This is a genomic window from Azospirillum sp. TSO5, assembly GCF_003116065.1.
Classification (GTDB): domain Bacteria; phylum Pseudomonadota; class Alphaproteobacteria; order Azospirillales; family Azospirillaceae; genus Azospirillum.
Genome location: NZ_LGQY01000105.1, coordinates 46138 through 55235, shown reverse-complemented (window position 1 = coordinate 55235; position 9098 = coordinate 46138). Strand labels below are relative to the sequence as shown.

The window sequence follows — 9098 nt, the reverse complement described above, 5'->3', positions numbered from 1 at the left end:
CGGCCATACATCAGGTCGGTGCCGCCGCCGCCGAAGATGGTGTCGTTGCCGTCGCCGGCCTCCAGCGTGTCGTTGCCGGCGCCGCCATACTCGACGTCGTTGCCACCATGGCCCCAGAACCAGACGGCGGTGTCGCCGGCGGTCAGGCTGTCGGCATGCTCCGACCCGACCCAGCGCTGGATGTTGACGAAGGTATCGCCGGCCGCCTCGCCGGTGTTGTTGGCACCGTTGGTCAGGTCCAGGGTGAGGCCGGTGGTGGCGTTCTCGTAGGTGACGATGGTGAAGCCGTTGCCGCCGACATAATGGTCGCCACCCAGCCCGCCGTTCAGCGTGTCGCCGGCCGACTGGCCGCTGTTGCCGCCGCCGACCAGCGTGTCGTCGCCCGTCCCGCCCAGCAGGCTGTCGTTGCCGGTGCCGCCGGTGATGCTGTCGTTGCCGGCCCCGCCGTTGATGGTGTTGCCGCCATTGTCGCCGACCAGCGTGTCGTCGCCGTCGGTGGCCGTGCCGCTGTAGGCCAGACGGTGGACCCAGGCGCCGGTGTCGGAGACGGGCAGGGACGCGGCGATCGGCCCGGTGGTCACGTCGAGGTCCCAGGAGGCGCCCAGCGATGAGTGCCCGACCGGATGGCTGGCGGCGGCGACGCGGGCGCCGGTCGCCTGCGCAAGCGCCGCGGCGAAACGTCCGCCGTCGGCGCCGGTGTCGCAGGCATGGATCAGGATCTCGGTCCCCGGCGCCTGCGGCCAGACGCGCCCCTCTGCCTTGCGGCCGGACAACGCCGCGACGTCGAGCCGGCCGGCACCCAACCGCACCGCGCCCGGTTCGCCATGGGCCAGCAGATGGATGGCGGCGGGCCGGTCGGCGAGGGCGTCGCCCAGGGCGTCGGCGAATGCGTTGGCCAGGGCCTCCCCGCCATCTCCGTCAGCCGTTACCCGGACGATCCGGACGTCGGGCCGGCAACGGTCGAGCAGCAGGTCGAGATCGTCGAGGCTGGCGTCCGCAATCAGTACGTCGCGCAAGGATGCTCCTCCTTCATGGCCGCCGGCGGTAGCGGCAATATTCCCTCAGACCGAACGGCCGTCCTCCCCCAAATGTGAGGAATGAACGCCCATCAACAATTCGATAAGTCGGGGTATTGCCGGCAAGAAAGGGTGATCACCTCTAGGAAATCGCAAGAAGGAGAATGCGATTTCAGACGGTGACTTCAGCGCATTTTCGCGTCCGGCGGTATTTGACCGAAATTGCCTCTTTGCGAGAAACTTCCATTTTGCGCACACGAAAAAGAGGTGGTTCGGAGCGGGGCTGCGGCAAGACTCCAGGCCATGAAACCAATATTTCAGATCATGATTTCATGGCATCAAATAGACACATAAGGATGTTTATGGAAAACAGCCAAGCTCCAGATCCGGCCACTCACTCCCCGGCGGGTTCGACCACCGCTTGCCCGCGGGAGATGTCGGCGACCAGCCGGATGAACGCGTCGGCCCGGTCGCGGGGTAGCGTGACGTGAAGCCGGACCCCCTCGGGGGTGAAGCCCGTCGTCTCAACCCGCGTGCCGGGAAAGCCGCCGAGGCTGGAGCGGATGCGCGCCTCGTCGGCGAAGGCACAGGCAACCGACAGAGTGGCGTAATCGACGATGGGCTCGCGCTCCGCCGCCTTCAGGCAGCTGGCCGCCGTGCCGCCATAGGCGCGCAGCAGCCCGCCCGCGCCCAGCAGGATGCCGCCGAACCAGCGGCTGACCACCACCGCCACCCGGTCCAACTCCTGCCCCTCGATGGCTTGCAGGATCGGCCGCCCGGCCGTCCCGCCCGGCTCGCCGTCGTCGCTGAAGCGATAGACGTCGCCGACCCGCAAGGCCCAGCAATTGTGGCCGGCGTCGGGCATGCTGTGTTCGGCGATGAAGCGGCGCGCCTCCTCCTCGCTGTCGGCTGGGGCGGCCTGGGCCAGGAAGCGGCTCTTCTTGATCTCCTGCTCGAACCGTTCGGTCCTGACGAGGGTGAACATCGCCCGCCTACAGCACGAAGTCGAAGGCGGAGAAGCTGTAGTTGGCGATGTTGACCTGGACGCGGAAATCGGCCGCCCCGTCGCCGTTCACGTCGCCCTCGATCAGCGTCACGGCGCCGGAGGCCTGATAGCGCAGCTGGCCGGCCGCGCTGAAGCCGGCGGTGCCGATGAAGGTGAAGGCGTCGTTGTCGGTGGTACCGGTGATGGCGTCGATCTCCGACAGGTCGATGCGGTCGCCCTCAGCGCCGACGGTGGCATAGCTCGCCAGCCCCTTCAGCGCCTCCGCCGCCACGACGGCGCCGTTGAAGTTGATGATGACGTCGGGGGCGGCCAGGGTGGATTCGGTCAGGTTGCGGATGGAGAAGACGTCCGCCCCGGCGCCGCCGTCCATCAGGTCGGCGCCATAGCCGCCGATCAGCGTGTCGCTGCCGTTGCCGCCCAGCAGCACGTCCTCGTAGGTGGTCGTCGTGTCGCTGGCGTTGACGGAGATCTCGTGGCTGCGGTCGGAATAGACGTCGCCGAACATCACGTCGTCGCCGCTGCCGCCGCGCAGCACGTCGCTGCCCAGCCCGCCATAGAGCGTGTCGTTGCCGCCGCCACCGTCCAGCCAGTCGTTGCCGGCCCCGGCATCGAGCCAGTCGTTGCCCTCCTCGCCCAGCATGGTGTCGTTGCCGACGACGTCGATGACGTCGCCGCGCATCAGATCGTCCCCCGCCCCGCCGAACATCAGGTCGTTGCCCGCCCCGCCCTCCAACTGGTCGGCGCCGTCGCCGCCCAGCAGAAGGTCGTTGCCGGCATTGCCGAACAGCGTGTCGTTGCCGGTCAGCCCGGCGATGGTGTCGTTGCCGCCGCCGCCGCCGATGGCGTCGCCCATGATCCCGCCGACCAGATAGTCGTTGCCGGTGGAGGCCGAGGACGAGACGGTCAGCCCGGTCAGCGAGGGCTGGGAGAAGCTGACCAGCGACCCCACCGGATAGACCCCGTCGGTCGCCTGCAGCAGCTCGATGCCGGTCAGCGTGTCGGTACCGTCGGGCCCGCTGACCAGCAGGGTGCCGTTGGCATCGATGGACAGCGAATAGGAGGCGAGCGCCCCGGTCAGCACGAAGGTATCGATGCCGCCCAGCCCGTCCACCGCGTCGGTGATCGGATTGCCCAATGCATCGAAGGCGGCGCTGCCGCTCAGCGTGTCGTTGCCGGTCGTTCCGGTCACCACGACCGGTGCACCCAATGGCGCACCTTGCGGGGACAGCAGGCCCGCCGCCCAGGCGGGAGCCGCGGCCCCCGACAGGCGGGGCGTCGCCCGCAGCGGCCGGCCCTCGTTCCGCCCGAAGACGAGGTAATGGAGTTCGGCCGCCGTGGCGTCGCCGCCGGTTGCCGCCGCCACATCGGCGTTGGCCGCCAGATAGGCCGCCGCGTCGAAGGTGATGCCGCGCCCCTCGCTCCGCCCGAAGCTCAAATAATGGAGGGTCGCGGCCCGGCTGTCGGTGCCGAAGGCGGCGATCAGGTCGGGATAGGAGGCGAGATAGCCCAGCGCATCGAAGCCGGTCGTCCGCCCTTCGCGGGCGCCATAGACCAGATAATGCTGTCTGGCGGCCTCGGCATCGACGCCGACCGCCGCCAGCACGTCCGGGTTGGCCGCCAGATAGCTCAACCCGTCGAAGCCGCCGAGGCTGCGCCCCTCGTTCCGGCCGTTCCAGGCGTAATGGGCCGCCGCCGCGATCGTGTTGTCGCCGAAGGCGACGGCGAGGTCGCGGTTGGCCGCGAGGTAGCTGCGCGCGTCGAAGGCGAAGGCCGAGGGGGCGGCAGTGCGGCCGTCGATGGTCAGCAGCTCGACATCGGTCAGGGTATCGATGCTGCGGCTCGACACCACGGCGTAGCGCCGGCCGCTGCCGTCGAGCGCCACCACCACCGGCGTCTCCGCCCGGTAGCTGCCGCCCTGCAGGGCATAGCGGCGCGGATCCGCGGTGTAGATGGCGCGGTCGGTACCGGCGCCGCCGTCGAAGCTGCGTCCGCCGGGGATGCCCAGATAGACGCTGTCGTTGCCGTCCGCCCCGACGAAGCCGTCGATCTGCTGGAAGATCCGGGCGCCGAGCCGGTCGAGCGTCCCGCCGGTCAGCGGAACATTCAGCCCCTCGATCCGGTAGCGCAGGGCGCCGGCCGGATCGCGGTCGGTCAGGCCGGTGAAGCCGACACTCGCCGCCGCCCCGCTGCCGGCGGCGGCATAGTCGAGCGTGGCGGCATGCGCCCGACCGGCGACGGTGCGGGTGACGGTCTGGCTGCCGGTCCCGGCGGCGATGGAGGCGGCATCCGGCAGGGTGGTGAAGGCATCGGCGACGAACCCGTTCGCCAGCCGGGACTCGTCCATATCGAGGGCGAAGCCCTGCCCCGCCACCAGCCGCGCCATGCACGCCCCCCTAGCCGTCCCCCCTGGCGCCGCAAGGCGGCGCCGACCGGCCGATCAGGCCGGATGAACCGGCCAAACAGACCGGCCAGATGAACCGGTCAGATGACCTGGAGATAGGCCGGGTCGAGCGCGCCGTGGCGGAACGGGATCCAGTCCTTGTGGTCGGCGCGGTACTGCAGGCCGTAGGGGTTCTTGAAGAAAATCTTCTGCAGCGGCTGGCCGCCTTCGGCGCGGGTGCGCTCCAGGTCGATCAGCGGCGAGGAGGCGAACACCTTCTCCCACAGCTCGGTGTTGTCCACCTCGCGGCCGGCGTTCTTCACATAGTCGCGCGCGGTGTCGCTGAGCTGCCAAGCCTCTTCGACCATCGCGTAATAGTCCACAGTACCCTCGGCCATGGCCTTCGAACTCCAACCAGCGTTGCACAGAGTTTCCGCTCACATAGCGCATTTCCGGCGGCAAAGGAACCACCTGCGCGCCGCAGCGGTCGAGCGCGGCCGGCCCCCGCGGACCACGCCCGCGCCGGCCACGCTCATGAGACGATGTCACGGACGGTCCGTCGCCGCTCCGTCGATGGCCCGCCCGTCGATCATGGGGGCGGGCAGCGCGGCGGCCGGCCGCGTCTTGCGCAGCGGGGCGGCCAGCTTCTCCCACGACCGGGTGCGCAGCAGCCGGCCGGCCACCCCAAGCCCGACCGCCAGCAGCCCGGTCAGGCTGATCGCCGCCCCCACCGGCCCGCCGACCAACAGACCGGCCAGCCCGGCCGCACCGGCCAGCAGCGCGCGCAGGCCGATGGTCAGCGCCACCGCCCCGGTTCCCGGCGCCAGCCGCGGCAGCAGCACCAGCAGAAGCCCGCAATCGACCGCGGTGCGCAGACTCCAGGCCACGGCGGCGCCGACCGCGCCATAGCGCTCGGCCAGCAGCCACAGCACGCCCAGATAGACCGGCAGCTCGGCCATCTGCAGCCGGGCCGTCACATCGACGCGGCCGACACTCTGGATCAGGGTGTTGGGCACATAGGCGGTGGCGTTGAAGAAGACGCCCAGCATCAGGATCGACAGAACCGACGCGCTGTTGGCGGCGAAGGCCGGCCCCAGCCACAGCTCCAGCGCCGTCTCGCCGCCGACGATGGTGGCGGCCTGCATGACCAGGAACACCGCCAGCGTCAGATGGCCGCCGGCATCCAGGATGCGGCCCAGCGCCGGCGGGTCCCGCCGGAACAGGCTGGAGGCCAGCGGAAACAGGGCCAGCGACAGCGCGCCCGGGATCACCATCAGCCGCGACAGAAGCTCGAACGGCGTCGTGTAGAAGGCGACCATCGCCGCCGGAACGAGGCTGAGCAGGATGAAGCGGTCGGCATAGAGCATCGCCGGGCCGACCAGATTGTTCAGCATCATCCAGGCGCTCATGGTGAACAGCCCGCGCAAGCTCGGCCGGCCCCAGCGGCCGGGCCGCAGCAGGTCCGGCACTTGGCCCACCGCCAGGATGCCGTAGCCGACCAGCCCGATGAAGCGCCCCACCGCGATGGCGGCGATCACCGGCACCAGGCTCTGGCTGAAGGGCAGCACGCAGAGCGGGCTCAGGTAATTCAGCACCCCCACCGTCATCCGCACCAGGCTGATCGGGCGGAAGCGCTGGTGCGCCTCCAGCACGCCGCGCAGGCCGGCGGAGACCAGCGCGATCGGCACGATGGCCGCCGCCACCAGCAGGCTGTTGCGGATTTCCTCCGGCGAGGTGCCGGTCTCCAACTGGAAGCGGTCGGCCAGCAGCCCGGCGCCCAGCGCCACCACCCCGCCGGTCAGCAGGCCGACGGCGCCCATCAGGGCGATGGCCGGCCCGGCGATGCCCGCAGTGTTCGCAGAGTTGTTCGCAGAGCTGTCGGCAGAGGCGTTCGCAGAGCCTTTGCCGTGCTCCGCATCATGCCCGATCCGGTCGGCGACGACCTGGACCAGCGACCGCCCCAGCCCGAGGTCCAGCACGCCCAGATAGCCGAGCAGCGCCCAGATCAGGGTCAGCGCGCCGAAGCGCTCCATCCCGACGGCGGAGATGAGCCACGGAATCGACAGCAGGGCCGCCGCCATGGGCAGCCCCTCGCCGAGCAGATTCCAGAGCGTGTTGCGAAGCAAAATCGAGGGTCCGTACGCGAAACACTGTGGAGCGGCGTTCGGGATGACCCGACCCCGGCCATGCGGCTCTTCAGCCGTTGGACCTAGGCCTATGCCGTCCTGACGACGCCATTGTTATCCGTCCATCCTGTCCAAAACGCTAACGGAATCGCTTGGACGAAACGGTCTGGACCCTGATCTTCTGTCAGGACAGAGCCCGCTCCAGCGCCGCGGCGACCCGGTCGACGTCGACGTCGGCCATGGCCGGGAACAGCGGCAGCGACAGCGTGTGGGCATAATGGGCCATGGCGCCGGGCAGGGCGAGATCGCCGTAGCGGCGGCGCCAGTAGGGTTGGCGATGGACCGGGATATAGTGCACCTGGGTGCCGACGCCCAGGGCGCGCAGGGCCGCCATCACGGCAGACCGGGTCCGCCCCGCGGCATCGAAGTCGATGCGGACGGCGCACAGGTGCCAGGCCGGCCGGCACCAGGGGACCAGGGTCGGCGACCGGACCAGCGGAGCCAGCGGCGCCAGCCGCCCGGCATAGAGCGCCATCAGCCGCGCCCGCCGGTCGACGAAGCGGTCGAGCCGGCCGAGCTGGCTCAGCACCAATGCCGCATGGATGTCGGAGAGGCGATGGTTGAAGCCCGGCTCCGCCATCTCATAGTACCAGGGGTTGGGCTTCCCTTCCGTGTCCAGCGCGGCCTCGGGATCGGCGAAGCCCTCCCCGGCATGGGGCTCGCGCATCATGCCGTGGTTGCACAGGCGGCGGACCCGCGCCATCAGCGCCGGATCGTTTCCGGTGACCGCCCCGCCCTCCCCCGCCGCGATGGTCTTGACCGGGTGGAAGGAGAAGACGGTCAGCGACCCCGCCTCCGCCCCTGCCCGCCCGGCGCCGACCGGCGTCTCGCCGTCTCCCGACAAATCCACCGTGCCGATAGCGTGGCAGGCGTCCTCGACCAGCGCCAGCCCTTCGGCCCGCGCGAGTGCCGCCAGTCCGTCCATCGGCGCGGTCTGTCCGGCATAATGGACGGGGGCGAGCGCGCGGACGCGCCAGCCGGCTTCGCGGGCGCGGGCGATGGCGGCCTCGGCCTCGGCGACGCCCATCAGGCCGCTGTCGGGGTCGACGTCGGCGAAGGCGACCTCGGCCCCGGCATGGCGGGCGGCCGATGCGGTGGCGAGGAAGGTGTTGGACGGCACCACCACCGCGTCGCCCGGCCCGATGCCCAGTGCGGCATAGGCCAGCCGCAGCGCCGCGGTGCCATTGGCGCAGGCGACCGCCTCGGCCGCCCCGACCCGAGCGGCCAACGCGCGTTCGAAGCCGGCGACCGCCGGCCCCTGGGTCAGCCAGTCGCCGCGCAGCACCGCCGCCACCGCGGCGATGTCGTCCTCCTCCACCGACTGGCGGCCGTAGGGAAGGAAGGCCAACTCCGCCGGCAGGGGGGGCGCCATCAGGGGGCTTCCGCCAGCAGGCGGCGCAGCCGCTCGCCGTCCAGCCAGTCGTCGTTGCCGTCGCTGGCATAGCGGAAGCCGTCGGCCACCGGGCGGGCGTTCAGCCGCTCGTACGGCGCATGCTGCCAGAAGGTGAAGGCCGGCTCGATGACGTAGCGGTCGGCCAGCTCGTAGGTCTGGCGGGAATCGTCCTCGGTGATCATCACCTCGTGCAGCTTCTCGCCCGGCCGGATGCCGACGATCTTCTGCGGCAGATCCGGCGCCATGGCGCGGGCGAGATCGGCGATGCGCATGCTGGGGATCTTCGGCACGAAGATCTCGCCGCCCTGCATCATGGCGAAGCAGGACAGCACGAAATCGACGCCATGCTGCAGGGTGATCCAGAAGCGGGTCATCCGCTCGTCGGTGACCGGCAGATGGTCGGCCCCCTCGGCGATCATCTTGCGGAACAGCGGCACGACGCTGCCGCGCGACCCCACCACATTGCCGTAGCGCACCACCGCGAAGCGGGTGTCGAGCGCGCCCGACAGGTTGTTGGCGGCGATGAAGATCTTGTCCGACGCCAGCTTGCTGGCGCCATAGAGGTTGATGGGATTGGCCGCCTTGTCGGTCGACAGCGCGACGACGCGCCGCACCCCCGCCGACAGCGCCGCCCGCACCACGTTCTCCGCCCCGTAGACGTTGGTGTTGATGCATTCCATCGGGTTGTATTCGGCGGCCGGCACATGCTTCAGCGCCGCGGCGTGGACGCAGAAATCGACGCCGCGCATCGCCAGCTTCAGCCGCTCGCAATCGCGCACGTCGCCGATGAAGTAGCGCAGCGTCGGCGCCCACTCCGCCGGCATGCGCTGCTGCATCTCGTACTGCTTGAACTCGTCGCGGGAGAAGATGATGACCCGGCGCGGTTTGGCGTGGCGCAGCACCGTCTCGACGAAGCGGCGGCCGAAGGAACCGGTCCCCCCCGTCACCAGGACCGAACGGCCGTCCAGCATGCGCAACCCCGCCTCCAGACCTCCGTCCCCCCCGTCCGGGGTCCATGCCTCGGGTCCGCTGGCCTTGCTGGAATGTGTGGTCACCGCCGGTTCCATCCGTTGAAGGTCCGCATCGCTCGAAACCGCCGGGTGGCCTCCCGCGCACC

General features: G+C 70.3%; 7 protein-coding genes. All 7 read right to left on the bottom strand.

Annotated features, from left to right (window positions below; translation table 11 throughout):
• On the bottom strand, positions 1-1016 hold a 1016-nt coding region (locus TSO5_RS24050), incomplete at its 3' end, for a DUF4347 domain-containing protein (protein ID WP_146203829.1).
• A 394-nt stretch (positions 1017-1410) separates the two neighbouring features.
• Positions 1411-2001: a YigZ family protein gene (locus TSO5_RS24045; protein ID WP_109153988.1), complete on the bottom strand. Its 591-nt coding sequence runs from the start codon at positions 1999-2001 to the stop codon at positions 1411-1413.
• Between the two features lie 7 nt (positions 2002-2008).
• Positions 2009-4405 carry a hypothetical protein gene (locus TSO5_RS33720; RefSeq protein ID WP_109153987.1) on the bottom strand — a complete coding sequence of 799 codons (2397 nt, stop codon included), beginning with the start codon at positions 4403-4405 and terminating at the stop codon, positions 2009-2011.
• 98 nt (positions 4406-4503) lie between these two features.
• Positions 4504-4800, bottom strand: a complete 297-nt coding sequence (locus TSO5_RS24035; RefSeq protein WP_044553747.1) for a hypothetical protein — start codon at positions 4798-4800, stop codon at positions 4504-4506.
• Between the two features lie 147 nt (positions 4801-4947).
• Complete coding sequence (locus TSO5_RS24030) at positions 4948-6528, bottom strand: flippase (RefSeq protein ID WP_109153986.1); 1581 nt, start codon at positions 6526-6528, stop codon at positions 4948-4950.
• 184 nt (positions 6529-6712) lie between these two features.
• On the bottom strand, positions 6713-7960 hold the full coding sequence (gene pseC, locus TSO5_RS24025) for a UDP-4-amino-4,6-dideoxy-N-acetyl-beta-L-altrosamine transaminase (RefSeq protein ID WP_109153985.1): 1248 nt from the start codon (positions 7958-7960) through the stop codon (positions 6713-6715).
• The gene (gene pseB / locus TSO5_RS24020) at positions 7960-9036 is read right to left on the bottom strand and encodes a UDP-N-acetylglucosamine 4,6-dehydratase (inverting) (protein ID WP_109153996.1); all 1077 of its coding nucleotides are present in this window, start codon (positions 9034-9036) and stop codon (positions 7960-7962) included. The genes pseC and pseB overlap by 1 nt, the downstream gene beginning before the upstream one ends.
• Between the last annotated feature and the right edge of the window lie 62 nt (positions 9037-9098).